A 26,210-nucleotide genomic window follows, 5' to 3' on the forward strand; every position below is an offset into this window, starting at 1 on the left:
GTGCGCGACGGCGTCCTCGCAGCGCACCCGCCCCGCGCAAAGCCTGTGCATGGTCCTGATCACGGACAAACACCCACGAATGGGTGACATTCACCCCGGGCGTGCCGCCCGCGCGTCGAGTTGTCAGACTCGCTGCGTGCTGAACACGGATGCCTCCGGGACGACGTCGTCGATCGGGTCCGGAACCGCGTTGACGTGCCGCCTCTGCGGCACGACCGACCTGCGCAGCTTCTGCGACCTGGGTGCCACGCCGCCCTGCGAGCTGTTCCTCACCGAGGAGACGGCACAGCAGCCCGAGCAAACCTTCCCGCTGCACGTGCGGGTGTGCAACTCGTGTCTGCTCGCCCAGCTGCCGCCGGAGATCAGCCCGGAGGAGACGTTCTCCGAGTACGCGTACTTCTCCTCGTTCAGCTCGTCGTGGGTGGAGCACGCCCGGCGCTTCGTCGACTCCGCGCAGCAGCGGGCCGGGCTGGACTCGGGTTCGTTCGTCGTCGAGGTCGCGTCGAACGACGGCTACCTGCTGCAGCACGTCGTCGCGAAGGGCATCCGCTGCCTGGGGGTCGAGCCGAGCGTGAACGTCGGGGAGGCCGCCAGGGAGAAGGGCGTGCCGACGCTCACCGCGTTCCTCACCCCGGAGACCGGCGCCCGGGTGCGTGCCGAGCACGGCCCGGCGGACCTGGTCTGCGGCAACAACGTGTTCGCCCACATCCCCGACGTCGTCGGCTTCGCGCAGGGACTGCGCGCCATGGTCGCCGACGACGGCTGGGTCTCCATCGAGGTCCAGCACCTGCTCACGCTCGTCGAGCGCAAGCAGTTCGACACGATCTACCACGAGCACTTCCAGTACTACACGCTGCTCACCGGGCAGCGGGCGCTCGCCGCGGGCGGGCTGACCCTGGTCGACGTCGAGCTGCTCGACACCCACGGCGGCTCGATCCGCATGTGGGCGCGCCCGGCCGAGATCGCCGGCGAGCCGAGTGCGAAGGTCAGCGAGGTCCTGGCTGCCGAGGCAGCGGCCGGGCTGCACACGCCGGAGGGCCACGACGGGTTCGCCGAGGCCGTCTCCACCATCCGCGACGACCTCGTCGCCTTCCTCATCGACGCCCGCCGCCAGGGCAAGCGCGTCGTCGGCTACGGCGCCCCGGGCAAGGGGAACACCCTGCTCAACTACTGCGGCATCCGGCCCGACCTGGTCGAGTACACCGTCGACCGCAACCCGTACAAGCACGGGCGGCTAACGCCGGGGACCCGGATTCCGATCTCTGCCCCGGAGCGGATCGCGCAGGACCGCCCCGACCACGTCCTGATCCTGCCCTGGAACCTGCGCACCGAGCTGATCGAGCAGCTGTCCTACGTCCGTGAGTGGGGCGGCACGCTGGTCTTCCCGATCCCGTCGCTCGAGGTGGTCTGACGTGAAGGTCGTCCTGTTCTGCGGTGGATACGGCATGCGGATGCGTGACGGCGCCTCCGACCTCCCGAAGCCGATGCACCCGGTGGGCCCGCGGCCGCTGATCTGGCACGTGATGCGCTACTACGCCCACTTCGGCTACACGGACTTCGTCCTGTGCCTGGGCTACGGCGCGCACCACATCAAGAACTACTTCCTCCACTACGACGAGACCGAGTCCAACGACTTCGTGCTGCACCAGGGCGAGGTCGAGCTCATGGGCAGCGACGTCCAGGACTGGAACATCACGTTCGTCCACACCGGTCTGGACTCGCCGATCGGTGAGCGCCTGCGCCGGGTGAAGGCGCTGGTCAAGGACGAGGAGATGTTCCACGCGAACTACGCCGACGTCCTCACCGACGCCCCGCTTGACCGGATGGTCGAGCAGTTCGCCGGCACCGACGCCGTCGGGCAGCTGATGGCGGTGCCGCCGCAGTCGGCGTTCCACTGCGTCGACGTCGACGACAACGGCAGGCTCGAGTCGATCACCACGCTGCAGGAGATGCCGATCTGGGGAGAACGGCGGCTATCTCATGTTCCGGCCGGAGATCTTCGACTACCTGGAGAAGGACTGCGACCTGATCGCCGACGCCGCCGCCCCGCTCGCGCGCAAGGGACGCATGTCGGCCTACCGGCACCGCGGCTTCTGGCAGCCCGCCGACACCGTCAAGGAGCGCAACGCGCTGGAGGCGGCGTACCAGAGCGGTGCGCGGCCGTGGATGCTGTGGGAGTCCTACGAGGCCGACCAGGACCCGCTGCAGGCAGCCATCGCCCAGATGCACCGCAGCAGCCACCAGCGCGACTGAGCGAGCCGTCGGTACGAACGACCACTGCTCGCGGAACTCCGGGGGGAACGAGAGACCGTGCTGAACCTGCTGCCCGAGCGGTTGGACCGCATCCTGCTGCTCGGCGCCCACTGTGACGACATCCCGATCGGGGCCGGCGGGATGCTCCTGGAGCTGTGCCGTGCCTACCCGGGGGTGCACGTCACCGCGCTGGTCCTGACCGGTGCGGGGTCGCTGCGCGAGGAGGAGGAACGGGCCGCGCTGGCCGCGTTCACCCCCGGCGCGCACCTCGACGTCATCGTCATGGACCTGCCCGACGGCCGCGTCCCGCAGCACTGGGAGCGGGCGAAGATGGCGCTGGAGGACCTGCGCAGCCGCAGCGAGCCGGACCTGGTGATCGGCCCGTCGCCGCACGACGCCCACCAGGACCACCGGACGCTGTCGCAGATGATCCCGACCGCGTTCCGCGACCACCTGACGCTCGGCTACGAGATCCTCAAGTGGGAGAGTGACCTCGCCCAGCCGACCGTCTTCCTCCCGCTGCCGGAGCCGGTGCTCACCGAGAAGATCGCCAAGCTCCACGAGCACTACGGCAGCCAGCGCGACCGGACCTGGTTCGACGACGAGACCTTCCGCGGCCTGGCCAGGGTGCGTGGCGTGCAGTGCCATGCCCGCTACGCCGAGGGCTTCCACGTCCAGAAGCTGACGCTGTCGCCGGCGCCGATGGTCGGCTCCGAACCCGGCGGCTTCTGACCCCGCACACACTCCGAGAAAGGGACATACATGCGCGTACTGCTCACCGGGCACCAGGGCTACCTCGGGACCGTGATGGCGCCCCTGCTGGCGGCCGCGGGTCACGAGGTGACCGGCCTGGACTCCGGGCTGTTCGCCGACTGCGTGCTGGGTTCGCTGGACACCCCCGACGTCGAGGGCTTCAGCACCGACCTCCGCGACGTGACCGTGGAGCAGCTCTCCGGGTTCGACGCCGTCGTCCACATGGCCGCGCTGTCGAACGACCCGCTGGGCTCGCTCGCGCCGGAGATCACCTACGACATCAACCACCACGCGTCGACCCGGCTGGCCCGGCTGTCGAAGGAGGCAGGCGTCGGCCGCTTCGTCTACGCCTCCACCTGCTCGGTCTACGGCGCCCAGTCCGGCGACGACCTCGTCGACGAGGACGCCCCGCTCAAGCCGGTCACCCCGTACGCGATCTCCAAGGTCCGCGTCGAGGACGACCTGGCCGAGCTCGCCGACGCCGACTTCGTGCCGGTCTCGATGCGCAACGCGACCGCGTTCGGGTTCTCGCCGCGGCTGCGCGCCGACATCGTGCTGAACAACCTGGTCGGCCGCGCGATCCTGACGAACGAGGTCACGGTGCTCTCCGACGGCACCCCGTGGCGCCCGCTCGCGCACGCCGAGGACATCGCCGGCGCGGTGGTCGCCGCGCTGGCGGCTCCGGCGGACGTCGTCCGGGCCCGGGCCTACAACGTCGGCACCGAGCGGAACAACCGGACCGTCGCCGAGATCGCGCAGGCCGTGATCGACGCCGTCCCCGGCTCGACGCTCAACATCACCGGCGAGGCCGGCAACGACCCGCGCAGCTACCGGGTCGACTTCGCCCGGGCCCGCAAGGAGCTCGGCTTCGAGGCGTCCTGGACGATCCCGGCCGGTGCCGAGCAGCTCGCCACCGAGTACCGGAACCGCGGCCTCACCCAGGACGCGTTCGACAAGTCCTTCACCCGGCTCGCGGTGCTCAACCGTCGTCAGGCGGCGGGGGAGCTCGACGGGTCGATGCACGTCGTGAAGTAGGACCGCTCGGCCGACGGCCCGTTCCGCGCTACGGTCGCGGGGCGGGCCGTCGACGTCTCCAGGAGCCGGGTCTTCAGGGGCCCGCGGCCCGGCTCACGTCTCCGGATCGATCAGGATGACGCGGGTACTCACGCCCCCACGTGCAGGTCGACGACGATGCCGGTCTCGTACCGCCCCGGCTGTGGCACCCCTGCGAAGAACCGCTGTCCCGACCGGGCCGGGGCGCCCACTCGCGGCGCGGGCCGGGCGAACCAGCGCGGGCTCGCGTCGACGTCCCGGACGGCCACGCTGCCGGGGACGGGGCTCAGCGCGTACGTGCCCCCGGGATCGGCTGCGAGCTCGTAAGAAAGGACCCGGAGACGGCGCACCCGGCCGGTCACCGGGGGGAGGTCCTCGGGGAACACGTGAGCGGCACCGGACAGGTGGCCGCGCAGGCGGTGCTCACCGGGTGGCGGTGCCGCAGCGGTGTGGCCGCCGCCCCAGGCCGCGACCACGCCGTCGCGGTGCAGTCGGGGCGCGGGATCGTGCGGCACGACGGACCACAGGTGTTCGGCGGAGAAGGGGTGATCGGTGGACGGGACGAAGAGCACCCGCCAGGTGGCCTGCTCACCCACCACGGGCGGTGGGGCGCAGCACTCGATCTCCCAGGACTCGACGACGATCTCGATGACAGGGTCGGACATCGGTGAGAAGCCGGCGCACTCGACGAGCCGGGGCGCGACGGCCCCGGGCACCGGGGCCACGACGGTAACCCGGCCGGTGCCCCCGTGGCACCCCGGTTACTGCGTCGACCGGCCGCCGCGCGCTACCGTCGCGGGGCGGGCCGTCGACGTCTCCAGGGGGAGCCATGTGCCGCAACATCCGGACCCTGCACAACTTCGAGCCGCCGGCCACACCCGACGAGGTGGATGCCGCCGCGCTGCAGTACGTCCGCAAGATCTCGGGGGCGGCGAAGCCCTCACAGGCCAACGCCGAGGCGTTCGAGAGGGCGGTCGCCGCCGTCGCCGAGGCGACGAGGGAGCTGCTCGACGGGCTCACCACCACCGCCCCGCCGAAGGACCGCGAGGTGGAGGCGGCGAAGGCCCGGGCGCGGGCGGAGCTGCGTTACGCGCGCTGATCCAGCGCGAGGTCGAGCAGCAGGCCCGTCTCCGTGCGGCCGGGGCCGGTCGTCCACGCGAACCGGTCCGGTCCCTCGGCGACGTCGCGCAGCTCGACCGATCCCGGGACGCGCTCGAAGGCGTTCGTGCCGTGCCACGGGGCCCGGCGCATCTCGTGCGACATGACCCGGATTCGCTCGATCCGGCCGCGCACCGCGCCCGGGTCCTCGGGACGGCGACCCCCGTGCGCGGTCGCGAACAGCGCACCGTGCAGCAGTCGGATCCCCGGGGCGGGTGGCGGTTCGTACTCGGACAGCCAGCGGGCGTGGAGGCCGTCGCCGCCGTCGAGCCAGATCTGACCGCCCCGGGCCGGGGTGTCGTGGGTGACGGTCCAGAGCAGCTCGCATGCCGGGTCGTAGCCGGGGCAGAGGTCGAGCCACCACTCGGAGAGGTCCCCGAGCCGCGGAGGCGGCAGGCAGCAGCCGTACTCCCACTCGCTGACCTGGACCTCGACGACGTGACGCGGCACGTGTGGAGCCTCGCACGCGACGGACCACCGCTCGACACCCACCGAGACGCACGTTTCCGCCCTGCCGGGGGCGAGAACGTGCGTCTCCACGAGCCCTACGCGGCGGGAGCGGCCAGGGCGTCGATCTCCACCAGCATCTCGGCGTGGGGCAGGCCCACGAAGACCGTCGTCCGTGCGGGGAGCGCGGCGCCCTCCGGGACGTAGCGGGAGACGAACTCGCCGTAGGCCTCGTTCATCGCGGTGAAGTGCTCCCGCTCGGTGAGGTACACCCGGAACATCAGGACGTCGCCGACGGACGCGCCGCCCGCCTCCAGGATGGCGCGGACGTTCTCCAGGGTGCGCAGGGTCTGGGCGTGCACGTCGCCGGGCGCGATGTACTGCTTCGTGGCCGGGTCCATCGGGCCCTGGCCCGAGACCTGCAGCAGCCCGCCCCGGCGGACGCCCTGGCTGAAGGTGTGCGCCGGCGCGGGCGCGTCGGGGGTGGAGACGGCGCCGTCGGCGGTCGTGCTCATACGGGGGGTTCCTCTCGGGTCGGGCGCCAGCCGAGGTCGCGGGAGATCGTCCCGGTGACGGCCAGCAGTGACGGGACCAGCTCCATCAGCTGGTCGTAGCCGGCGACGATGGTCGGTACGGACACCGACACCGCCGCGACGACGGTTCCGGCCGGTCCGCGGACCGGCGCCCCGATGCAGTTGATCGAGGCCTCGTTCTCCTCGCGGTCCTGCGCCCAGCCCTGCTCGCGCACGCGGGCGAGCTCGGCCAGGTAGGTCTCGCGGTCGGTGATCGTGTTCGGGGTGCGGGTGGGGAAGTCGATCTCGTCGAGCACCCGGTTCCGCTCGGCGGCGGGCAGGTCGGCGAGCAGCACCTTCCCGGCGGCGGTGGAGTGCACGGGTCCGCGCAGACCGACCCGCGACGCCATGCGCACGTTGTCGAGGGACTCCAGCTTGTCGATGTAGACGATCTCGTCGCCGTCGCGCTCGGACAGGTGCACGGTGTGGCCGTGGGCCCGGTTGAACGCCTGCAGGTGCGGTGCGGCGACCGTGCGCACCTCGCGCTGGTCCAGCCCGCGCGAGGACAGCTCGAACAGCCGCGAGCCGAGCCGGTAGCGGTGGTGGTCGTCGCGGTGCACGAAGTGCTCGTCGGCCAGGGTGCGCAGCAGGCGCAGGACGGTCGTCTTGTGCACCTCGAGCGCCGTGGCGAGCTCGTCGAGCGAGGCCGGGCCCTCGCCGAGGAGCACCAGGATCCGCAGCGCCTTGGTCAGGCTGGTGCTCACCCGGCCCACCGGTCGGCGGTCACGCGCAGGGCCGCCCAGGCGTCGTCGTCGAGGTCGAGCAGATGCTCGGGCAGTGGAGCGGCGGAGTCCCCGGGGACGACGAGCACCGCGGCGGCGCCGAGGTGGCCGCGGCGCAGGCAGCGGCCCACGTCCTCGCCGCGGACCAGGCCGGTGAGCAGACCGGCGGCGAACGCGTCGCCCGCCCCCACCGGCTCGACGACGTCGACGACCAGCGCCGCGCGCTCGGTGACCGCGCCGTCGCGGTGCACGGCCAGCGCGCGCCGAGGACCGTCCTTGACCACGACCAGCTCCGGATCGGGCAGCGGTGCGCGCAGCCGCGCCGGGTCGTCGGTGCCGAACACCCGTTGCGCCTCGTCCGCGCCGACCAGGAGGACGTCGGCCCGGCCGGCCAGCGCGACCACCGGGGCGGGGTCGCCGTCGGGCCACATCTGCTCGCGCCAGTTCACGTCGAACGACACCCGGTACCGGCGCGGGTGGGCCAGCAGCGTCTCCAGCGTCGCGGCACAGGACGGCGACACCGCGGCGGTGATCCCGCCGACGTGCACCCAGTCCGCGTCGGCGATCCGGTCGCGCACCGCGGGCGTCTCCAGCAGCTCGGGGCCGGCCGCCGAGGCCGCCGACCCGGCCCGCCGGTAGGTCATGACGGTGCTGCCGTCGGGGCCGGGGGACTTGGCGTAGCGGCCGGTCGGGTGGTCCGGGTCGACGCCGATCCCGCCGGTGTCGACCCCGGCGGCGGCGAGCGTGCGCGCCACCAGGTCGCCGTGCGGGTCGGCGCCGAGGCGACCGACCCATGCCACCGTGACTCCGGCGGCGGCCAGGTCGAGCGCGACGTTGACCTCCGCGCCCGCGGCCTGTGCGGGGGCCCGTGGGTCGTCGACGGCGGCCGCGTCGGGGACCAGGGCGAGGGCCTCGCCGAAGCACACCACGGCGCTCCGGCCCGGGATGTCCACTGCTGGGTTCTCCTCCGCCGTCGTTGACCGATCCGTCGCGGCGATGCTAGAACAGCCCGACCAGAATACGCAACTAGCGCTGCGAAATACGCAACGCTCCTGCTCGTAGGGGGGAGAACGGGATGCTCCGGTACGCGTCGCTCGGCGCCGAACGGCCCGGACCGTACGCCAAGTCCGTCCCGCCGCTGCCCGGCACCGTCGACGAGTGGCTCGCCGGTGGGCCGCGGCTGTCGGACCTGGCGACACCCGTCCTCACCCTCGACCGGGCGGCCCTGCACGCCAACGCCGAGCGGATGGCCGGCTGGTGTGCCGCGCACGGCGTCGACCTCGCCCCGCACGGCAAGACGACGATGGCCCCGGCCCTGTGGGACCTGCAGCTGCGCCACGGCGCCTGGGGGATCACCGTCGCCACGCCGTGGCAGGCGCGGATCGCGATCGACGCCGGCGTGCGACGGGTGCTGCTGGCGAACGCGCTCGTCGACCCGGCCGGGGTGCGCGCCGTGGCCGCAGCCCGTGACGCCGACCCGGACCTGGAGGTCCTCAGCTGGGTCGACTCGGTCGACGCCGTCGCCGCGATGACCGCCGCGGCGGGATCACCGGCACGGCCGCTCGCGGTCGCCGTCGAGCTGGGGGCCCCTGGCGGGCGGACCGGTGCGCGGACCCTCGACGAGGCCGAGCGGGTCGCCGCGGCCGTCGTCGCGAGCCCGGCGCTGGTGCTGGCCGGGGTCGGCGGCTACGAGGGGGCACTCGCGCACGACCCGTCCGCGGAGTCGCTGGCGACCGTCCGCGCCTACCTCGAGGACCTCGCCACGCTGCACCGGCGGCTCACCCCGTCCTACGGGACCGACGAGGTCGTGGTCACCGCGGGCGGCAGTGCCTACTTCGACCAGGTCGTCGCCGCGCTGGCCGGGCTCGCCGACGCGCGCACCCGCGTCGTGCTGCGCTCGGGCGCCTACCTCGTCCACGACGACGGCTTCTACCGCGGCATCTCCCCGCTGGCCCGCGACGACGAGCAGCGCCCGTTCCGCTCGGCGATGCACGTGACCGCCCGGGTGGTGTCCACCCCCGAGCCCGGCCTGGCGCTGCTCGACGCGGGCAAGCGCGACGTCCCGTTCGACGAGGGGCTGCCCGAGCCGCAACGCATCGCCGACGACCTCGGGGCGCCGTCGCGGCCGCTGACCGGCACCGTCACCGCCGTCAACGACCAGCACGCGTTCCTGCGCACCGAGGAGCCGGTCCGGATCGGGCAGGTCGTCCGGCTCGGACTCTCGCACCCGTGCACCGCGTTCGACAAGTGGCGCTGGATCCCGGTGCTGGACGGTGCGGATCCCGACCCGCAGGTCGTCGAGCTCGTCCGGACGTTCTTCTGATGGGCACACTGCTGCGCGGCGGCACCGTCGTCGACGGGACGGGTGGGCCCCGGTACACCGCGGACGTGCTCGTCGAGGGTGACCGGATCGCCGCCGTCGGACCGGACGCGGCCGGGCGGGCCGGGCGGGCCGACCGGGTCGTCGACGTGGCCGGACTGGTCGTCGCCCCCGGGTTCGTCGACATGCACGCCCACTCCGACCTGCGCCTGCTCACCGAGCCCGCGCACCTCGCGAAGGTCTCGCAGGGCGTGACCACCGAGGTCCTCGGCCAGGACGGGCTGTCCTACGCCCCCGTCGACGACGCCGTGCTGCCCGTGCTGCGCCGCGCGATCGCCGGCTGGAACGGCGATCCCGGCGCGGACTTCCTCACCTGGCGCACCGTCGCCGAGTACCTGGACCGGCTCGACGAGGGCATCGCCGGCAACGCCGCCTACCTGGTCCCGCACGGCACGGTCCGTGCGCTGGTCTGCGGCTGGGACGACCGGCCCGCCACGCAGGCGGAGATCGCCCGGATGGCCGACGTCGTCCGCACCGGCATGGCCCAGGGCGCGGTCGGTCTCTCGGCCGGGCTCACCTACACCCCCGGTATGTACGCCGACGGCGCCGAGCTCGCCGCCCTGTGCGCGGCGGTGGGGGAGCTGGGCGGCTTCTTCTCCCCGCACCACCGCAGCTACGGCGCGGGCGCGCTGGAGGCCTACGCCGAGATGGTCGACGTCGCCGAGCGGTCCGGGTGCGCGCTGCACCTGGCCCACGCCACGCTCAACTTCGGCCCCAACAAGGGCCGGGCCGGGGAGCTGATCGCGCTGCTCGACGCCGCCGTCGCCCGCGGCGTCGACATCACCCTCGACACCTACCCCTACCTGCCCGGCGCGACGACGTTGTCGGCGATCCTGCCCAGCTGGTGCCAGTCCGGTGGTGTCGACGCGGCCCGTGAGCGGCTGCGCGACCCGGCGGCGCTCGCCCGGATCCGGGAGGACCTGGAGGTCCACGGCTCCGACGGCTGCCACGGCGTCGTCGCGGAGTGGGAGACGATCGAGATCAGCGGGGTCACGAACCCCGAGCTCGCCGGGCTGGTCGGGCGGACGATCGCCGACATCGCGGCCGCTGCCGGACGGGACCCCTTCGACACCTGCGTGGACGTCCTGCTCCGCGACGACTTCGGGACCGGGATCCTGCAGCACGTCGGACACGAGGAGAACGTCCGCGCGATCATGCGCCACCCGCGGCACACCGGCGGCAGCGACGGCCTGCTCGTCGGCGCGAAGCCGCACCCGCGGGCCTGGGGGACCTTCCCCCGCTACCTCGGCCACTACTGCCGCGAGCTGGGGCTGTTCTCCCTGGAGGAGTGCGTCCACCACCTCACCGGACGCGCCGCCGACCGGCTGCGCCTCGCCGACCGCGGCCGCGTCCGGCCGGGCCTGGCCGCCGACCTGGTGGTGTTCGACCCGGACACCGTCACCGACACCGCCACCTTCGCCGAGCCGGCCCAGCAGGCGGCAGGCATCCCGTACGTGCTGGTCAACGGGGCCTTCGCGATCGACGGCGGGGAGCGCACCGACGCGCTGGCCGGCCGCGCGCTGCGCCGCCGGGCCGACGGCCGGACAGCACCGGGCACCCATCCCACCGGAGGACACCGATGGCCTTCCTGAACTGGCTGCAGAACGACACGGCCGGCCTGTTCACCCTCGCCGCCGTCAGCGTCGCGCTGCTCCTGGTGCTGATCATGCGGCTGCGCCTGGAGCCGTTCATCGCGCTGATCGTGACCGGCGTGCTGGTCGCCCTGGTCGCGGGCGTGTCGGTCACCGAGCTCGTCGGCACCCCGATCAAGGCGTCGGACTCGCTGTTCGAGAAGGGGTTCGCCGGGATCCTCGGCCACATCGCCCCGATCATCGGCCTGGGCACCGTGCTCGGCGCGATCATGGAACGCTCCGGTGGGGCGGACGCCCTGACCGAGCGGCTGCTCCGGCTGTTCGGGCCGAAGGGCGCGCCGCTCGCGATGGGCATCACCGGGCTCGTGCTCGGCATCCCGGTGTTCTTCGACATCGGCATCTTCGTGCTCGCGCCGCTGGTCTACGTGGCCGCGCGCCGTGGCGGTCGCTCGCTGGTGCTCTACGCGATGCCCATGCTCGCGGGCCTGTCGATGACCCACGCGTTCCTGCCGCCGCACCCCGGGCCGGTCACCGCGGGCGGGCTGCTCGGCGTCGGCATGGGCTGGGTGATCGCGATGGGCCTGCTCTGCGGCATCCCCGCATGGCTGGCCGGCGGCGTCTGGTGGGGCTCGTTCATCGGGCGGCGGGTCCAGGTCGACGTGCCCGAGGACCTGCCCGGCGGGAGCGGTCCGGCCGCCGGCCCGTCCGGTCCCGCCGGTACCGGGGTCGCGGTGACCGCGCCCCCGCCGGTAGCGCTCATCTCCTCGATCATCGCGGTCCCGCTGGTGCTCATCCTCGCCGCGACCGTCGCGGGGGTGGCGCTGCCCGAGGGCACGGTGCTCCGTGACGTGCTCGTGCTGCTCGGCACCCCGGCCATCGCGCTGACGCTGTCGGTGCTGCTCGCGCTGTACCTGCTCGGCATCCGGCGCGGGACGTCGATGGCCGAGCTCGGCCGCATCTCCGGCGAGTCGCTGCGCCCGGTCGGGATGATCCTGCTCGTCGTCGGAGCGGGGGCGTTCTTCGGCAAGGTCCTGCAGACCACCGGCGTCGGCGACGCACTGGCCGGCTCGATGACCGCGATCGGGCTGCCGGTGATCGCCTCGGCGTACCTGATCAGTGCGGCGCTGCGGATCGCCCAGGGCTCGGCGACCGTCGCCATCGTGACGACGGCGGGCATCATCGGCCCGACCGTCGCCGCGGGCGGCTACAGCCAGCCGCAGCTCGCGCTGATCGTCGTCGCCGTGTCGGCCGGGTCGATCATCGCCAGCCACGTCAACGACGGTGGGTTCTGGATCGTCGCCAAGTACTTCAACATGACGGTGAAGCAGACCCTGATGACCTGGACGGTGCTGGAGACGATCCTGTCCGTCGTCGGGTTCGCCGCGGCCGCGCTGGTGTGGGCGCTCGTCTAGGGGCCCAGCGGGTCGGCGTCGAGCGTGACCGGCGCGCCGTGCGGGGTCGCGACGGCGGCGCGCAGCCAGGCGCCGGTCCGCTCGTCGACCGTGTCGCGGTCGGCGACGCCGAGCCCGTCGAGCAGGTGCTCCAGCGCGGCGAGCCAGGCGTCCCAGTAGTCCAGGCCGGTGTCCAGCTCGGCCCCCAGGGTCTCGGCGAACTCCTGCCGGTCCAGCGTTCCGGTGTCCTGCAGGGCCACGGCCAGCGCGAACGCGTTCGCCTGCCAGGGCTCGTCGAAGACCGGGCCGTCAGACGGGCTCAAGGTAGGACTCCCAGGCGTCGACGGAGACGGTCGTGGTGGGGTCGGCGTCCGGGCCCCACAGCTCGGGACCGGTGAACACCACGGTGTAGAGCGGCTCCGGGCACTCGCCGAGGCCGTGCGCGCGGGCGTCGGGCAGCACGTGGGTCCCGCGGTGCGCCTCGACGGTCCCGCTGCGGCCGCGGACGTAGCGGGGGAGCCGGGTGTGCCCGCGCGGGTGCATCACCCGGGCCCGCACCCGGTCGCCGGGGGCGAACCGCGGCGTGCCGGCGGCGTCGCGTTCGGTGGGGGCGCCGGTCGCCAGCACCCGGGCGACGGACCCGGCGTCCAGTGCGGCGGGCGCGTCGGCCCGCGGGCGCAGCGGGCGGCCGGCCTCGAGCTCGTCGGCACCGACCAGGCCGTGGGTGACCAGCAGCTTCTCGGTCGCCGCGAGCCAGATCTCGTAGTAGGTCAGCGTCAGGTAGACCGGCGGGGGGAGCGACTCGCGGGCGTGCCGGGACTCGTCGATCGACCAGCCGCCCGGGCGGGCCGCGGCGAGGGTCAGCGCCAGCACCAGCGGTTCCCAGCCGGCGTGGAACCGGACGTCCTCCGGCTCGGGCTCGACGGGCCCGAAGCCCATCGCGCCGCCGAGGTCGTGCGCGCCGTTCACGCCGACACCAGCCGGGTTCCGATCATGGCGTCCCGGGAGACGATCGCGGCGAGCTCGTCGACCGACCAGCCGTCGGTCCCGGCCGGGCGCTGCGGGACGACCAGGTAGCGCAGCTCGGAGGTGGAGTCGTGGACCCGGATCGCGACGTCGTCGCCGAGGGTGGTCCCGAAGTCGGCGAGCACCCCGCGCGGGTCCAGCACCGCCCGCGACCGGTAGGCCGGCGACTTGTACCAGACCGGCGGCAGACCGAGGACCGGCCACGGGTAGCAGGAGCACAGCGTGCAGACGACGAGGTGGTGCTCGCCCGGTGCGTTGAACACCGCCGCGAGGTGCTCGCCGCCCCGGCCGCCGTAGCCGAGTTCGGCGACCGCAGCGGTCGCGTCCTCGGCGAGCCGGGCCGCGAAGTCCGGGTCGGTCCACGCCCGGGCGACGACGTGCGCGCCGTTCCGCGGGCCCACCCGGTGCTGGTAGGTCTCGATGATCTCGTCGAGCGCGGCCGGGTCGACGTAGCCCTTCTCGACCAGGATCGACTCCAGGGCCCGGACGCGGGCGTCCACCGGCCGCAGCTCACCGCTCATCGGGCCGACGGTAGCCAGACCCGGTCCGGCCGTCGAGAGCACGACGGCCCGGCACCCACGCGGGGCACCGGGCCGTCGGACGGGCGGGGTCAGGCGTTCGTGAGCGCGTCCTCGAACTCCTCGACCTTCAGCGGGGCCAGGTCGGAGACCCGCAGGAAGTCGCCCAGCGTGGTGCCGGTCGCGCCGGAGTCGACGTTCTTCGGTCCGCGGCCGGCGCGCACGTCGTCGAGGTTGATCGTGCGCAGGTCGTAGGAGAACCGGGTGACGTCGGAGGTGTTCGGCGCCGACGCGTGCAGGTGGTTCGAGGAGAACATGAAGACGTCACCGGACTGCGCGGCGATCCGGATCTCGCCGCGGGACTCGAAGTCCTCCAGCGGGAGGGGGTGCGGACGGGTGTCGGTGGTCTTCTCACCGGCGGCCGCGGTGCGGTGCTTGGCGACCCACTCGTCGTAGTCGTACTGGTTCGAGCCGTTCTTCACCGGGCGGTCGAAGTAGTCGGTGTACATGCTCATGACGTTCTCGCCGACGACGTCGTACACCGGGGTCCAGTAGTTCACGAGCTGCTGCGGGTGGCCGTACCACATGTCGCGGTGCGCCTTGTAGTTGTAGGACACGCCGGCGGTGAGGAACTGGTCGGCCGGGATGACGCGCAGCCGCGGGATGTCGAAGTAGGTCCGCTCGGGGTCGACACCGAAGTCGACGGCGAACTGCTGGCAGAGCGACTTGGTCTTCTCACCGTTGGTGAACTCGTGCTTGAGCGGCTCGACGCGGCGGATGAACTCGTCGACGTCCATCTCGTACTGGGCGCGCTCCGGGTCCATGCCCTCGAAGGCCTGACCGATGAGGTCCTTGGCGTGGTCGGCGAGGGCGTTCGCGCCACCGATCCCGGTGTAGAGATGGAAGTCGCCCCGGAACAGGGACTCGCGGCGCGCGTCGTCGTCGATCCGGCGGTTCAGGTAGACCGTGATCACCGCTTGCTCCTCCGTGCTGACTCGGGTTCGACACCCGTCTGACACCTGCTGACGCTAGCGGACACGATCGGGTGGTTGTCCACTATGCAACGTAGTAGAAGGGACTCTGCGACACCGTGACCGAAAGGTCCGGTTGATGCCGCCCTCCTCTCCGTGATTAGGTGAGCCTCACCTATGGGGAGGTGGCGATGTCGGTCGTGACCGAGGACCGCGCGGCGGTCCGTGTGGTGGGCCTGCAGCGGGTCTCGGACGTCTTCGTCCGGGCCCGGCTGGAGGGGGAGGCGTTGGCCGGTCTCGACCTGCCCGGCGTCCCCGACGAGGCCTGCGTCTTCCACTTCCCGCTGCCCGACGGCGGCCGCGACGACCACGGTCGCTGGTACACCCTGCGCGAGGTCAGCCCCTGCCGCACCCGGGTGTCCATCGACCTGGTCTGCCACCCCGGCGGGGTCGGCGCGGGCTGGGCGCGGCGGGCCCGCGTCGGCGACGAGATCGAGGTCTCGCACACGAACAGCTGGTTCAAGCGCCCGGCCGGGGTCGGCTGGCAGATCCTCGTCGGCGACGCGGCGGCCCTCCCGGCGCTCGCCCGGATCGTCACCGAGACCCCCGAGGGCATCGACACCGAGGTCGTCCTGGAGATCGACGAGGTGCCGGCCGACTTCCCCGCGCGGGCCCGGGTGCGTCGCGAGCCCGCGAGCGAGACCGGCAGCCGGCTGGCGGAGATCGTCGCCGGGCTCGTGCTGCCGGAGGGGCCCGGCTACGTCTACGTCGGCGGTGAGGCGTCCGCGACCCGGGCTGCCCGCAAGCACCTGCGCCACGAGCGCGGCCTGCCGCCCGGCGCCTACGGCGTGCTCGGCTACTGGCGGCGCGACGCCGACACCTTCCGTCGCACCTGGCGGGCCAACCAGGAGCGCTTCGAGAAGGCCTACGCCGACGCGGCCGCCGCCGCCGAGGGCGACGACGAGCGGATGCTCGACCTCTACGAGGCGACCCTGGAGCGCGACGGGCTGATCTGAGCCGGGCTCACCCCTGGGCCGTCGGCCGGACGACGAGCTGGTTGACGTCGACCCCGGCGGGCTGTTCGAGCGCGAAGACCACCGCGCGGGCGATCGCGGCCGGGTCGAGGGCGATCTCGTCGCGCTGTGCCCGGTAGTCCGCGCGCAACCGCTCGTCGCCGATGCCCTCGACGAAGTCGGTCGCGACGAACCCCGGCGAGACCTCGGTGACCCGCAGCGCGGGTCCCGCCTCCTGGCGCAGCCCCTCGCAGAGGGTCCGGACGGCGTTCTTCGTCGCGGCGTAGACGACCTGACCGGGGACGACCCGCAGGCCGGACGTGGAGGCGACCACGACGAGGTGGCCCGCCTCCTGGGCGCGGAAGACCGGCAGCGCCGCGGCGAGCCCGTACAGGACGCCGCGCAGGTTGACGTCGATCATCTCGTCCCACTCCTCGACCGGGAGCTCGTCGAGCGGACGGACCCGGCCCACCCCCGCGTTCGCCACCAGCACGTCGAGCCTGCCGAACTCGGCCCGTGCGCGGTCGACCAGCGCGGTGTGGTCGGCCCGGTCGCGTACGTCCATCGGCACGGTGACCGCCGTCCCGCCCGCGGCGCGCACCCGGTCGGCCACGGCCTCCAGCCGGTCCGCCCGACGCGCCCCCAGGATCAGGCGCGCCCCGCGGGCCCCGAGCTCGACCGCGGTCGCCGCGCCGATGCCCCCGCTCGCGCCGGTGACGGCGACGACCCTGCCGGTGATGGTTTCCTGCGTGTCCACGGTGTCTCCCGACTCGAAGTGATAACCCACTTACACGCTAATGTGATAGCCCGATCACAGCAAGGAGGGCGCATGGCCCGGCGGGCGAGGTTCCATCACGGCGACCTGCCGGGCGCACTCGTGCGTGCCGGCGTCGACCTGCTGGCCGAGGTGGGCGTGCGCGGGTTCTCGGTCGCGGTGCTGGCCCGCAGGCTGGGGGTGAGCACGGCCGCGCCGTACCGGCACTTCGCCGACCGCGACCGGCTGCTGGCCGCGGTGGTGACCGCGGCGGCAGGCGAGCTGGCGGAGCAGATGGAGACCGCGGCCGCGCGGGCCGGGGACGACCCGGTATCGCGACTCGCCGCCGCCGGCGGGGCCTACGCCGGGTTCCTCACCGGGCGCCGGGTCGGGCTGGACCTCGTCTACGGCGCCGAGCTGCGGGCACTGGGCGACCGCGACCTCGCGGCCGTGGGACGGCGGATCGGGGACGTCCTGCTCGCCCCGGCCCTGGAGCTCGCCGACCCGGCCGCGGCGGTGTCGCTGATGGAGCGGGTGGTCACGACCGCCCACGGCTACGGCGCCCTCGACGTCGACGGCTTTCTCGCCGGCGCCGCGGTCGGCGGCGGCACGGTCGCCGAGCGTGCGGAGGCGGCCGTCGCGGCCGTGGTCCGCGGCACGGTGGGCACCCCGGGACCGGCGGCGGGCGGTCCGTGAGGCGGGCCCGCGCCAGCGTGCCGTGGCACACCGACGGTGCGGTCGGCGGCCGCGCGGGCCAGGCGTAAAGTCGAGGGTCGGCACCCCGACCGGGTCGGGAGCCCTACCGCGACCCGGTCGGGGTCTGCCCTGCCCGCGGTCGGCCCCCGCCGCCGCGCGCACCGCCAGCCCACCTCCACCGAGGAGCCAGCGCCGTCGTGGCCATCCTGTCCGGTCTGCTCACCTCCGCCCTGTCCGACGCCGGTCTCCGTGCCGCCGTCGATGCCGCCCGCGCCGCGGACACCCGCGCCGGTGAGACCCCTGCCGTGCAGGTCGAGGGGCCCTCCGCGGTGCGCCCCCTGCTCGCCGCCGGGCTCGCCGAGACCTCCACGGTGCTCGCCGTGACCGCCACCGACCGGGAGGCCGAGGACCTCGCGGCCGCGGTGTCGGACCTGCTCGGCCACGGCGAGGCGCCGGGCGCCGCCGCCGACACCGTGCACGACTGCGCGGGCGCACCCGTCGTCGTGCTGCCGAGCTGGGAGACGCTGCCGCACGAGAAGCTGTCCCCGCGCCCGGACACCGTCGCCCGCCGGCTGACGATCTTCCGCCGGCGCGCCTCGGCCGAGACCGCCCCGCGGGTGGTCGTGACCGCGGCGCGCAGCCTGATCCAGCCCGTCGCGCCCGGGCTGGGCACGCTCGACCCGGTCTCGCTGGCCGTCGGCGAGGAGCACGACTTCGAGCAGCTCCTCGTGCGGCTGGTCGAGCTGGCCTACAACCGCGCCGAGATGGTGACCACCCGTGGCGAGTTCGCCGTGCGCGGCGGCATCCTCGACATCTTCCCGCCGACCGCCGAGCATCCGGTGCGCGTCGAGTTCTGGGGCGACGAGGTCTCCGAGGTGCGGTCGTTCTCCGTCGCCGACCAGCGTTCGGTCGGCGAGGTCACCCGGATCGACGTCCCGCCGTGTCGCGAGCTGTTGCTCACCACCCCGGTGCGCGAGCGGGCCGCCGAGCTGGCCCTCGAACAGCCCGAGACCGCCGGGCTCAACCGCAACCCGCTGCGCGAGCTGCTGGAGAAGCTGTCCGAGGGCATCCCCGGGGAGGGCATGGAGTCGCTGATCCCGGCGCTGGTCGGCGGGGAGATGCAGACGCTCACCGACCTGCTGCCGGACGGGACGCGGGTGCTGCTCGCCGACCCCGAGCGCATCCGGACCCGCTGCGCCGACCTCGTGCGCACCGGGCAGGAGTTCCTGGAGGCGTCCTGGCTGGCGTCCGGCTCCGGGGGCGAGGCCCCGATCGACGTCTCCGGGTCGGCCTACCGCGACCTGCGCGTCACGCTGGAGCACGCGACGGCGACCGGCCGCCCCGTGGTGTCGCTGTCGCCGTTGCTGTCGGGTGCCGACGACGTCGTCGTGGCGGGCGTGCACGAGATCGAGCCCTACCGGGGCGACACCGACCGCGCGCTGACCGACCTGCGCGCCCACGTCGCCACCGGCGGTGCCGCGGTGCTCGTGCTGGCCGGACAGGGCACCGCGGACCGCTCGCTGGAGCAGCTGCGCGAGGCGGAGGTCCCCGCCGCGGCCGTCCCGGTGCTGGCCGACGCCCCGGAGAAGGGGATCGTCACCGTCACCTGCGGGCGGGTGCTGAACGGGTTCACCGCGCCGGAGGTGGGGCTGGTCGTCGTCTCCGAACCCGACCTGACCGGCAGTCGCGCCGGGCTCGACACCGCGCCGCGCCGGACCACCCCGCGCAAGCGCAACGCCGTCGACCTGGCGGTGCTGCAGCCCGGCGACTTCGTCGTCCACAACCAGCACGGCATCGGGCGCTTCGTCGAGATGAAGGAACGCACCGTCCAGGGCGCCACCCGCGAGTACCTGGTGCTGGAGTACGCCAGCTCCAAGCGCGGCCAGCCCGCCGACCGGCTGTTCGTGCCGACCGACGCCCTCGACGAGATCAGCCGCTACGTGGGCGGCGAGCAGCCCGCGGTCAACAAGCTCGGCGGCGGGGACTGGGCCAAGACCAAGAGCCGCGCCCGCAAGGCGGTCAAGGACATCGCGGCCGGTCTGGTGCAGCTCTACGCGGCCCGCCAGGCCTCGCCGGGGCACGCGTTCGGCGCGGACACCCCGTGGCAGCGCGAGCTCGAGGACGCTTTCCCCTACACCGAGACCCCCGACCAGCTGTCGGCGATCGACGAGGTCAAGCGGGACATGGAGCGTCCGGTCCCGATGGACCGCGTCATCTCCGGCGACGTAGGGTTCGGCAAGACCGAGATCGCGGTGCGGGCGGCGTTCAAGGCGGTGCAGGACGGCAAGCAGGTCGCCGTGCTCGTCCCGACGACGCTGCTCGCCACCCAGCACCTGTCGACGTTCTCCGAGCGGATGCGTCAGTTCCCGGTGACCGTGCGCGGGCTGTCGCGGTTCACCGACCCGGCCGAGGCGCGGGAGACGATCGAGAAGCTCGCCGACGGGCAGGTCGACGTCGTCGTGGGCACGCACCGGCTGCTCCAGACCGGCATCCGCTGGAAGGACCTCGGCCTCGTGATCGTCGACGAGGAGCAGCGCTTCGGTGTCGAGCACAAGGAGCACATCACCGCGCTGCGCGCGCACGTCGACGTGCTGACCCTGTCCGCGACACCGATCCCGCGGACCCTGGAGATGAGCCTGGCCGGCATCCGCGAGATGTCGGCGATCACCACCCCGCCGGAGGAGCGGCACCCGACCCTGACCTACGTCGGTGCCTACGACGACAAGCAGGTCGCCGCCGCCGTGCGCCGCGAGCTGCTGCGCGACGGCCAGGTGTTCTACGTCCACAACCGGGTCAGCTCGATCGACCGCGCGGCCAAGAAGATCCAGGACCTCGTCCCCGAGGCCCGGGTCGCCGTCGCGCACGGGCAGATGAACGAGGACCTGCTGGAGCGGACCGTCAGCGCGTTCTGGCACCGCGAGTTCGACGTGCTGATCTGCACCACGATCGTCGAGAACGGCCTGGACATCTCCAACGCCAACACCCTGATCGTCGAGCGCTCCGACACCCTGGGGCTGTCCCAGCTCCACCAGCTGCGCGGCCGGGTCGGGCGTGGCCGCGACCGTGGCTACGCCTACTTCCTCTACCCGGCCGACCACCCGCTCACCGAGACCGCGCACGACCGGCTCGCCACCATCGCCCAGCACTCCGAGCTGGGCTCCGGCGCGGCCGTCGCGATGAAGGACCTGGAGATCCGCGGAGCGGGCAACATCCTGGGCGCCGAACAGTCCGGCCACATCGCCGGCGTCGGATTCGACCTCTACATCCGCCTGGTCGGGGAGGCCGTCGCCGCGTTCCGCAAGCAGGCGGGCGGGGAGATCGGGGCCGAGCCGGAGGAGCTGCAGGAGGTCCGGGTCGACCTGCCGGTCGACGCACACGTCCCGCACGACTACGTCGACGGCGAGCGGCTGCGTCTGGAGGTCTACCGCAAGATCGCCGAAGCGCCCGACGACGCCGCGCTCACCGCGATCGTCGAGGAGCTGACCGACCGCTACGGCGAGCCACCGACCCCGGTGCGGAACCTGCTGGAGGTCGCCCGGTTCCGCCAGCTGTGCCGGCGCCTCGGCATCCGTGAGGTCGCCTCGGCGGGCACCCAGCTGCGGATCGGGCCGATGCAGCTGCCCGACTCCGCCCAGCTGCGGCTGCGCCGGCTCTACCCGAAGGCGCAGTACAAGGCGGCCGCGCAGATCGTCACGGTGCCCAAGCCGATGCAGGGCAACCGGATCGGCGGGGCGGCGCTGCGCGACGTCGAGCTGCTCGGCTGGTGCGCGGAGCTGCTGCTGCAGATCGTGCCGACCTCCACCCCGGTGCACAGCTCGGCCTCCTCCTGACGCGGTCCTGACGCGATCCTGATGAACACCCGGTGTACCGCCGGGGAACTTCGGGTGTCGGCGTCCGTGCTGTTTCCGGGACGTAACGGGACGGACTCCGGCGAACCGGTCGTCGGAGTTGTCGGGATCAATCGCGCGACGTGGGTTCCCATTTTTTCCGGTGATCCACAGCACTTCGCGGACGCGATCCACACTGTTTTACGATCAGGTCAACGGCGCGTGAGAAGGCCGTTTCCGTCGTGGGCTCCCCGTTTCTGGGAAAGAGGTGTGTCCGATGTCCGATCGCCGGCCAGACTCCACCGATTCCGCCGATTTCTGCACTCCGTGCCTGGTGTTGGACATGGACACCGTCCGAGAACGGTATGCCGAATTCGGTGATGCCCTCCCCGGTGTGGACCTGTTCTGTGCGGTCAAGGCGAATCCTGACCCGCGGCTCGTCGCATTCCTGGTCGGTCTCGGCGCACGATTCGACGTCGCCAGTCGGCCGGAGCTGGAACTGTGCCTGGCGGCCGGTGCCCGGCCCGCGGACATCTCCTACGGCAGCACCGTCAAGAAGGAACGCGACATCGCGTTCGCGCACCGCAGCGGCGTGCGCCGGTTCGCCGTCGACTCGGCCGCCGAGCTGGCGAAGATCGCCCGGTGCGCGCCGGGAGCCGAGGTGTTCGTCCGGGTCGCCTGCAGCGGCGCGGGCTCCTGCTTCCCGCTGGACCGCAAGTTCGGGTGCTCGCCCGCCGCGGCCGCGTCGCTGCTGCTCGACGCCGACGCGGCCGGGCTGCGCGCGGCGGGTGTGTCGTTCCACGTCGGCTCCCAGCAGCTCGACCCGGGAGCGTGGCGCGCCGGGATCGCCGACGCCGCGGAGGTGTTCCGCAGGGTCCGCGCCCGTGGTCTGCGGCCGTACCTGCTCAACCTCGGTGGCGGCTTCCCCGCGCACTACGACGCGCACGTCCTCCCCCTGGCGGACTACGGCGTCGCGATCCGGGACGCGGTCGCCGCGGAGTTCGGCGACGACCGGCCGGAGCTGATGATCGAGCCGGGCCGGGGCCTCGTCGCCGGCGCGGGGACGCTCTACAGCGAGGTCGTGCTCGTGTCCGACCGGGACGGCGACGCCGGTCCGTGCTGGGTCTACCTCGACATCGGCCGCTTCGGCGGGCTCGCCGAGACCGAGGGCGAGCTGGTCCGCTACCCGATCCGCACCGCACACGACGACGGTCCCCGCTCGCCGGTCGTCCTGGCCGGACCGACCTGCGACAGCGCCGACGTGCTCTACCGCAGGCATCCCTACCTGCTCCCCGACGACCTGTGCGCCGGTGACGTGGTCCGGCTGCTGCACACCGGCGCCTACACCACCAGCTACTCCTCGGTCGGCTTCAACGGGTTCGCCCCGCTGCGCTGCGTCTGCACCGGGGACCCCGCCACGGGCGGGTCCGGAACGTCGGTGCGTGCGGCTAACGTCGCCGTGTGAGCTTCCTGCGCCATCCCCACCTGTCGGGTGACACACTCGTCCTGGTCGCGGAGGACGATCTGTGGACGGCTCCGGTCGCGGGCGGGCGGGCCCACCGCCTGACCGCGGACGGGGTGCCGGTCACCGCGCCGCGCTTCTCACCCGACGGCGGGTCGATCGCCTTCGGGTCCCGGCGAGACGGTGCGCCCGAGGTGTACCGGGTCGACGCCGAGGGCGGCACGCCCACCCGGCTCACCTGGTGGGGCGAGGCGACGACCCGCGCGGCGGGCTGGACCCCCGACGGGGCGGTGGTCGCGTTGTCGGCGCACGGGGACGCGACCTCCCGGCTGTGGGCGTACGCGGTCCCGGCGACCGGCGGCACACCGGAGCTGCTGCCGCACGGCACGCTCTCCGCGCTCGCCCACCAGCCCGGCGGCCCCGCCGTGCTCACCCAGGTCGAGGGCGGGCGGGACGCGGCCCACTGGAAGCGCTACCGCGGCGGGCGCGCGGGCCGGCTCTGGCTCGACGCCACCGGGACCGGGGAGTTCACCCGGGTCCTCGCCGGTCTGGCCGGGCAGCTGGAGTGCCCCATGATCGTCGACGACGGGTCGGGCCCGCGGCTGGCGTTCGTCTCCGACCACGAGGGCTGGGGGAACGTCTACTCCGTCCCGCTCGCCGACCCCGGCACCGACCTGCGCCGGCACACCGACCACGGCTCCGGGGGCGGCACCGACTTCTACGTCCGGCACGCGAGCACCGACGGGCGCCGGGTGGTCTACGAGTCGGCAGGGGAGATCTTCCTGCTCGACGACCTGTCCGCCGCCTCGCAGCCGCGCCGGATCGACGTCCGGCCCGGCGGGCCGCGGCGCGCCCGCGAGCCCTTCCGCGCGTCGCTGCCCGCCGACCTGGGCCCGGTCCGGCCGGACCGCACCGGACGGGCGAGCATCGTGTCGGTGCTCGGCACCGTGCACCGGCTCACCCACCGCGACGGCCCCGCCCGCGCACTGCTCGCCGAGCCCGGCGTGCGCGCCCGGCTCGCGCACCCGCTCGGCACGGACCGCGCCGTGTGGGTGGACGACGCGACCGGCGAGGACGCCGTGGTCGTGGCCCCGCTCGACGCGCACGCCCCGGCCGCCCCGGAGCGGGCGCGGTACGCCGCGGGCAGGCTCGGCCGGGTGCTGGAGCTGGCCCCGGCGCCGGACGGTTCCGCCGTCGCGCTCACCACGCACGACGGCAGGCTGCTGGTGCTGCACACCGGCGCCGAACCCGTGCCGGACCCGGTGTCCGGCCCCGACGAGCGACCCGACGACGGCGTGGTCGACGAGGCCGCCCCGGCCCGGCCGGCGGGGGAGCTGCGCGAGCTGCACCGCGGCACCGCGGGCGAGCCGTCGGACGTGTCCTGGTCCCCGGACTCCGCCTGGCTGGCCTGGTGCGACCCGACGCCCGAGGGGCTCTCGCGGATCGTGCTCACCCGGGTCGCCGACGGCGAGCACGCCGAGGTCACCCCGGCCCGCTTCCACGACAGCGACCCGGTCTTCACCGCCGACGGCAGGCACCTGGCGTTCCTGTCCCGGCGGGTGTTCGACCCCAGCTACGACGAGCACTCCTTCGACCTGACCTTCGGCACCGGATGGAAGCCGTTCCTGGTGCCCCTGGCCGCGCGGACGCCGTCGCCGTTCGGGGCGGGGCCGGACGGCCGCCCGGTGGACCCGGCCGACGAGGGCCCGGACGACCAACCCGCCACCCCACCGACACCCCCGGCCCCGCCGGAGCCCGGCGACGAGCCCGAGCCGCCCGGCGATGCCGCGGTCGGTGCCGCGGTCGACGGGGCGGTCGAGGGGGCGGTCGACGGGGCCGCCGACGGCGCGCGCCGCGCGGTGGCCGCGGCGACCGGGGCCGGGGCACCGGCCCGGGGAGGTGCGCGCGGCGGCCGTCGCGGGTCCGGGCGGGACGCCGACGAGGGGCCGCCGGAGGTCCTGGTCGACGTCGACGGGCTGGCCGACCGGGTCGTCGGTGTACCGGTCGAGGCCGCCCGCTACACCCGGCTCGCCGCGGTCCGGGGCGGCCTGGTGTGGCTGCGGCTGCCCAGCGGCACCGGCGTGCTCGGCGACAGCCTCCCCGACGACGACGCCGAGCCCGACCGCGCCGTGCTGGAGCGGTTCGACCTGGCCCGGCGCGCGGTCACCGTCGTCGCCGACCCGGCGTCGTCGTTCGCGGTGAGCGGTGACGGCACCCGGCTCGTCGTCCGGGACCGGGGCACGGTCCGGCTGCTGCGCGCCGACCGCGGCGGGTCCGCCGCCCCGGAGGACGACGCCGGCGGCGACGAGTTCACGATCGACACCCGTCGGCTCGTGGTCACCGTCGACCCGGTCGCCCAGTGGCGGCAGATGTTCGACGAGACCGCCCGCCTGATGCGCGACCACTTCTGGGTCGAGGACATGGCCGGGGTCGACTGGGCCGCCGAGACCGCCCGGTACCGGCCGCTGGTCGACCGGGTCGGGAGCCACGACGACCTGCTCGACGTGCTGTGGGAGCTGCACGGCGAGCTCGGCACCTCGCACGCCTACGTCATCGGCGGCCGCGCGGGCGGCGACCCGACCGGGCGGCCCGGGCTGCTCGGCGCCGACCTCGGGCCGGAACCCGACGGCGGCCCGGGATGGCGGGTCCGGCGTGTCCTGCCGCCGGAGACCTCCGCGCCCGCCGCACGCAGCCCGCTGTCCGGGCCCGGCGTCGACGTGCGGGCCGGTGACGTGCTGCTGGAGGTGAACGGGCGCCCGCTCGACCCGCACTGGGGGCCCGCGCCGCTGCTCGTCGCGACGGCCGGGAGCACGGTGGAGCTCACCGTCCGCTCCGGACCCGACCGGCCCGACGCGGGCACCGTCCGCCGCGTGGCGGTGCGCCCGCTGCACTCCGAGGACGAGCTGCGCTACCAGGACCGGGTGGCCCGGCTGCGCGCCGAGGTCGCCGAGCGGTCCGCGGGGCGGCTGGGCTACCTGCACGTGCCGGACATGATGGGTTACGGCTGGGCCCAGCTGCACCGCGACCTCGCCCGCGAGACCGCGAAGGACGGCCTCCTGCTCGACGTGCGCGGCAACCGCGGCGGACACACCTCGCAGCTGGTGGTGGAGAAGCTCGCCCGCCGCGTCATCGGGTGGGACCTGCCCCGGCACGGCGCACCCGCGACCTACCCCGAGCAGGCGCCGCGCGGCCCGGTGGTGACCCTGGCCGACGAGCGCTCCGGCTCCGACGGCGACATCGTCACCGCCGCGATCAAGCGGCTCGGGGTCGGCCCGGTCGTCGGGACCCGCACCTGGGGCGGGGTGATCGGCATCGACAGCCGCTACCGGCTCGTCGACGGCACCCTGGTCACCCAGCCCCGCTACGCCACCTGGTTCGACGACGTCGGCTGGACGATGGAGAACCACGGGGTGGACCCCGACGTGGAGGTGGTCGTGACCCCGCAGGACCGGGCGGCCGGACGGGACCCGCAGCTGGACCGGGCGATCGAGATCGCCATGGCCCGGCTCGCCGAGCACCCGCCCGCGCGGCCGCCGGACCTCGCCGGGCGGCCGTCGGTGGCCCGGCCCGCGCTGCCGGGTCGGCCGGGTGGGGGAGATCGGCACCACATCGCGTGAGAGGC

Annotated in this window: 22 protein-coding genes and 1 pseudogene; 13 read left to right on the forward strand and 10 right to left on the reverse strand. The window is 74.0% G+C overall.

All coding sequences use genetic code 11. From position 1 onward, the window contains the following. The first annotated feature begins 136 nt into the window (after nucleotides 1-136). The 4 genes and pseudogenes from Ae505Ps2_RS11310 to Ae505Ps2_RS11325 all read left to right on the forward strand — a co-directional run bounded on the left by Ae505Ps2_RS11310 (nucleotide 137) and on the right by Ae505Ps2_RS11325 (nucleotide 4,041). Nucleotides 137-1,411, forward strand: a complete 1,275-nt coding sequence (locus Ae505Ps2_RS11310) for a class I SAM-dependent methyltransferase (RefSeq protein ID WP_233147415.1) — start codon at nucleotides 137-139, stop codon at nucleotides 1,409-1,411. Nucleotide 1,412: 1 nt separating this feature from the next. Next, a pseudogene (locus Ae505Ps2_RS11315) lies at nucleotides 1,413-2,253 on the forward strand (sugar phosphate nucleotidyltransferase). Between the two features lie 57 nt (nucleotides 2,254-2,310). Beyond that, nucleotides 2,311-2,985 carry a PIG-L family deacetylase gene (locus tag Ae505Ps2_RS11320; protein WP_075553607.1) on the forward strand — a complete coding sequence of 225 codons (675 nt, stop codon included), beginning with the start codon at nucleotides 2,311-2,313 and terminating at the stop codon, nucleotides 2,983-2,985. A gap of 30 nt (nucleotides 2,986-3,015) precedes the next feature. After that, nucleotides 3,016-4,041: an SDR family oxidoreductase gene (locus Ae505Ps2_RS11325; protein WP_075308347.1), complete on the forward strand. Its 1,026-nt coding sequence runs from the start codon at nucleotides 3,016-3,018 to the stop codon at nucleotides 4,039-4,041. A 128-nt stretch (nucleotides 4,042-4,169) separates the two neighbouring features. On the opposite strand, the gene Ae505Ps2_RS11330 is transcribed toward Ae505Ps2_RS11325, so the two are convergent. Next, the gene (locus Ae505Ps2_RS11330; protein WP_139320165.1) at nucleotides 4,170-4,724 is read right to left on the reverse strand and encodes a DUF6578 domain-containing protein; all 555 of its coding nucleotides are present in this window, start codon (nucleotides 4,722-4,724) and stop codon (nucleotides 4,170-4,172) included. A gap of 164 nt (nucleotides 4,725-4,888) precedes the next feature. Here Ae505Ps2_RS11330 and Ae505Ps2_RS11335 point away from each other — a divergent pair, with 164 nt between their 5' ends. After that, nucleotides 4,889-5,158, forward strand: a complete 270-nt coding sequence (locus Ae505Ps2_RS11335) for a DUF2277 domain-containing protein (protein ID WP_075308343.1) — start codon at nucleotides 4,889-4,891, stop codon at nucleotides 5,156-5,158. On the opposite strand, the gene Ae505Ps2_RS11340 is transcribed toward Ae505Ps2_RS11335, so the two are convergent. The 4 genes from Ae505Ps2_RS11340 to Ae505Ps2_RS11355 all read right to left on the reverse strand — a co-directional run bounded on the left by Ae505Ps2_RS11340 (nucleotide 5,146) and on the right by Ae505Ps2_RS11355 (nucleotide 7,911). Then, a complete protein-coding gene (locus tag Ae505Ps2_RS11340; RefSeq protein ID WP_139318819.1) occupies nucleotides 5,146-5,667 on the reverse strand; it encodes a DUF6578 domain-containing protein in 522 nt (173 codons plus the stop codon). The two genes, Ae505Ps2_RS11335 and Ae505Ps2_RS11340, sit on opposite strands and share 13 nt — an antisense overlap. Before the next feature lie 95 nt (nucleotides 5,668-5,762). Beyond that, complete coding sequence (locus Ae505Ps2_RS11345; RefSeq protein ID WP_075308339.1) at nucleotides 5,763-6,179, reverse strand: RidA family protein; 417 nt, start codon at nucleotides 6,177-6,179, stop codon at nucleotides 5,763-5,765. Further along, complete coding sequence (locus tag Ae505Ps2_RS11350; RefSeq protein ID WP_075312388.1) at nucleotides 6,176-6,940, reverse strand: IclR family transcriptional regulator; 765 nt, start codon at nucleotides 6,938-6,940, stop codon at nucleotides 6,176-6,178. Before Ae505Ps2_RS11350 ends, Ae505Ps2_RS11345 begins: the two co-directional genes overlap by 4 nt. Next, nucleotides 6,937-7,911 (reverse strand): sugar kinase, encoded by a 975-nt coding sequence (locus Ae505Ps2_RS11355; RefSeq protein ID WP_212567630.1) that lies wholly within the window; start codon nucleotides 7,909-7,911, stop codon nucleotides 6,937-6,939. The genes Ae505Ps2_RS11350 and Ae505Ps2_RS11355 overlap by 4 nt, the downstream gene beginning before the upstream one ends. Before the next feature lie 122 nt (nucleotides 7,912-8,033). On the opposite strand from Ae505Ps2_RS11355, the gene Ae505Ps2_RS11360 reads away from it, so the two are divergent. Genes Ae505Ps2_RS11360 through Ae505Ps2_RS11370 form a run of 3 tightly spaced genes read left to right on the forward strand, consistent with a single transcriptional unit; the run spans nucleotide 8,034 to nucleotide 12,342 of the window. Further along, nucleotides 8,034-9,281, forward strand: a complete 1,248-nt coding sequence (locus Ae505Ps2_RS11360; RefSeq protein WP_075308337.1) for an alanine racemase — start codon at nucleotides 8,034-8,036, stop codon at nucleotides 9,279-9,281. Next, nucleotides 9,281-10,930 (forward strand): D-aminoacylase, encoded by a 1,650-nt coding sequence (locus Ae505Ps2_RS11365; protein WP_075553608.1) that lies wholly within the window; start codon nucleotides 9,281-9,283, stop codon nucleotides 10,928-10,930. Before Ae505Ps2_RS11360 ends, Ae505Ps2_RS11365 begins: the two co-directional genes overlap by 1 nt. After that, nucleotides 10,918-12,342, forward strand: a complete 1,425-nt coding sequence (locus Ae505Ps2_RS11370; protein WP_075553609.1) for a gluconate:H+ symporter — start codon at nucleotides 10,918-10,920, stop codon at nucleotides 12,340-12,342. Before Ae505Ps2_RS11365 ends, Ae505Ps2_RS11370 begins: the two co-directional genes overlap by 13 nt. Here Ae505Ps2_RS11370 and Ae505Ps2_RS11375 read toward each other — a convergent pair. The 4 genes from Ae505Ps2_RS11375 to Ae505Ps2_RS11390 form a co-directional block, all read right to left on the reverse strand. Beyond that, a complete protein-coding gene (locus tag Ae505Ps2_RS11375) occupies nucleotides 12,339-12,644 on the reverse strand; it encodes a nitrile hydratase accessory protein (RefSeq protein WP_075308331.1) in 306 nt (101 codons plus the stop codon). The genes Ae505Ps2_RS11370 and Ae505Ps2_RS11375 overlap by 4 nt on opposite strands. Continuing rightward, entirely contained in the window at nucleotides 12,631-13,290 is a 660-nt protein-coding gene (gene nthB / locus Ae505Ps2_RS11380; RefSeq protein ID WP_075553610.1) for a nitrile hydratase subunit beta, read from the reverse strand. The genes Ae505Ps2_RS11375 and nthB overlap by 14 nt, the downstream gene beginning before the upstream one ends. Beyond that, complete coding sequence (gene nthA, locus Ae505Ps2_RS11385) at nucleotides 13,287-13,868, reverse strand: nitrile hydratase subunit alpha (protein ID WP_075332979.1); 582 nt, start codon at nucleotides 13,866-13,868, stop codon at nucleotides 13,287-13,289. Before nthA ends, nthB begins: the two co-directional genes overlap by 4 nt. Nucleotides 13,869-13,957: 89 nt before the next feature. Continuing rightward, entirely contained in the window at nucleotides 13,958-14,839 is an 882-nt protein-coding gene (locus tag Ae505Ps2_RS11390) for a hypothetical protein (protein WP_020623847.1), read from the reverse strand. Between the two features lie 161 nt (nucleotides 14,840-15,000). Between Ae505Ps2_RS11390 and Ae505Ps2_RS11395 the strand changes: the two genes are divergently transcribed. After that, complete coding sequence (locus tag Ae505Ps2_RS11395) at nucleotides 15,001-15,852, forward strand: siderophore-interacting protein (RefSeq protein WP_075308325.1); 852 nt, start codon at nucleotides 15,001-15,003, stop codon at nucleotides 15,850-15,852. Between the two features lie 7 nt (nucleotides 15,853-15,859). On the opposite strand, the gene Ae505Ps2_RS11400 is transcribed toward Ae505Ps2_RS11395, so the two are convergent. Continuing rightward, nucleotides 15,860-16,606 (reverse strand): SDR family oxidoreductase, encoded by a 747-nt coding sequence (locus Ae505Ps2_RS11400; protein ID WP_249265254.1) that lies wholly within the window; start codon nucleotides 16,604-16,606, stop codon nucleotides 15,860-15,862. Nucleotides 16,607-16,678: 72 nt separating this feature from the next. On the opposite strand from Ae505Ps2_RS11400, the gene Ae505Ps2_RS11405 reads away from it, so the two are divergent. The 4 genes from Ae505Ps2_RS11405 (at nucleotide 16,679) to Ae505Ps2_RS11420 (ending at nucleotide 26,205) form a co-directional block, all read left to right on the forward strand. Further along, entirely contained in the window at nucleotides 16,679-17,299 is a 621-nt protein-coding gene (locus Ae505Ps2_RS11405) for a TetR/AcrR family transcriptional regulator (protein ID WP_075308323.1), read from the forward strand. A gap of 206 nt (nucleotides 17,300-17,505) precedes the next feature. After that, entirely contained in the window at nucleotides 17,506-21,129 is a 3,624-nt protein-coding gene (gene mfd, locus Ae505Ps2_RS11410) for a transcription-repair coupling factor (protein ID WP_075554215.1), read from the forward strand. A gap of 274 nt (nucleotides 21,130-21,403) precedes the next feature. Beyond that, on the forward strand, nucleotides 21,404-22,591 hold the full coding sequence (locus Ae505Ps2_RS11415) for a type III PLP-dependent enzyme (protein WP_084786249.1): 1,188 nt from the start codon (nucleotides 21,404-21,406) through the stop codon (nucleotides 22,589-22,591). Further along, nucleotides 22,588-26,205 (forward strand): S41 family peptidase, encoded by a 3,618-nt coding sequence (locus tag Ae505Ps2_RS11420; RefSeq protein WP_075332981.1) that lies wholly within the window; start codon nucleotides 22,588-22,590, stop codon nucleotides 26,203-26,205. Before Ae505Ps2_RS11415 ends, Ae505Ps2_RS11420 begins: the two co-directional genes overlap by 4 nt. Nucleotides 26,206-26,210 lie beyond the last annotated feature (5 nt).

It is taken from the genome of Pseudonocardia sp. Ae505_Ps2, assembly GCF_001932425.1.
Classification (GTDB): Bacteria; Actinomycetota; Actinomycetes; order Mycobacteriales; family Pseudonocardiaceae; genus Pseudonocardia.

What these genes read in the sequence shown, in the direction of transcription:
- Ae505Ps2_RS11325 (WP_075308347.1), top strand. Translation starts at nt 3,016, where the DNA reads ATGCGCGTACTGCTCACCGGGCACCAGGGCTACCTCGGGACCGTGATG.
- Ae505Ps2_RS11330 (WP_139320165.1), bottom strand. Translation starts at nt 4,724, where the DNA reads ATGTCCGACCCTGTCATCGAGATCGTCGTCGAGTCCTGGGAGATCGAG.
- Ae505Ps2_RS11335 (WP_075308343.1), top strand. Translation starts at nt 4,889, where the DNA reads ATGTGCCGCAACATCCGGACCCTGCACAACTTCGAGCCGCCGGCCACA.
- Ae505Ps2_RS11345 (WP_075308339.1), bottom strand. Translation starts at nt 6,179, where the DNA reads ATGAGCACGACCGCCGACGGCGCCGTCTCCACCCCCGACGCGCCCGCG.
- Ae505Ps2_RS11360 (WP_075308337.1), top strand. Translation starts at nt 8,034, where the DNA reads ATGCTCCGGTACGCGTCGCTCGGCGCCGAACGGCCCGGACCGTACGCC.
- Ae505Ps2_RS11365 (WP_075553608.1), top strand. Translation starts at nt 9,281, where the DNA reads ATGGGCACACTGCTGCGCGGCGGCACCGTCGTCGACGGGACGGGTGGG.
- Ae505Ps2_RS11370 (WP_075553609.1), top strand. Translation starts at nt 10,918, where the DNA reads ATGGCCTTCCTGAACTGGCTGCAGAACGACACGGCCGGCCTGTTCACC.
- nthA (WP_075332979.1), bottom strand. Translation starts at nt 13,868, where the DNA reads ATGAGCGGTGAGCTGCGGCCGGTGGACGCCCGCGTCCGGGCCCTGGAG.
- Ae505Ps2_RS11405 (WP_075308323.1), top strand. Translation starts at nt 16,679, where the DNA reads ATGGCCCGGCGGGCGAGGTTCCATCACGGCGACCTGCCGGGCGCACTC.
- Ae505Ps2_RS11415 (WP_084786249.1), top strand. Translation starts at nt 21,404, where the DNA reads ATGTCCGATCGCCGGCCAGACTCCACCGATTCCGCCGATTTCTGCACT.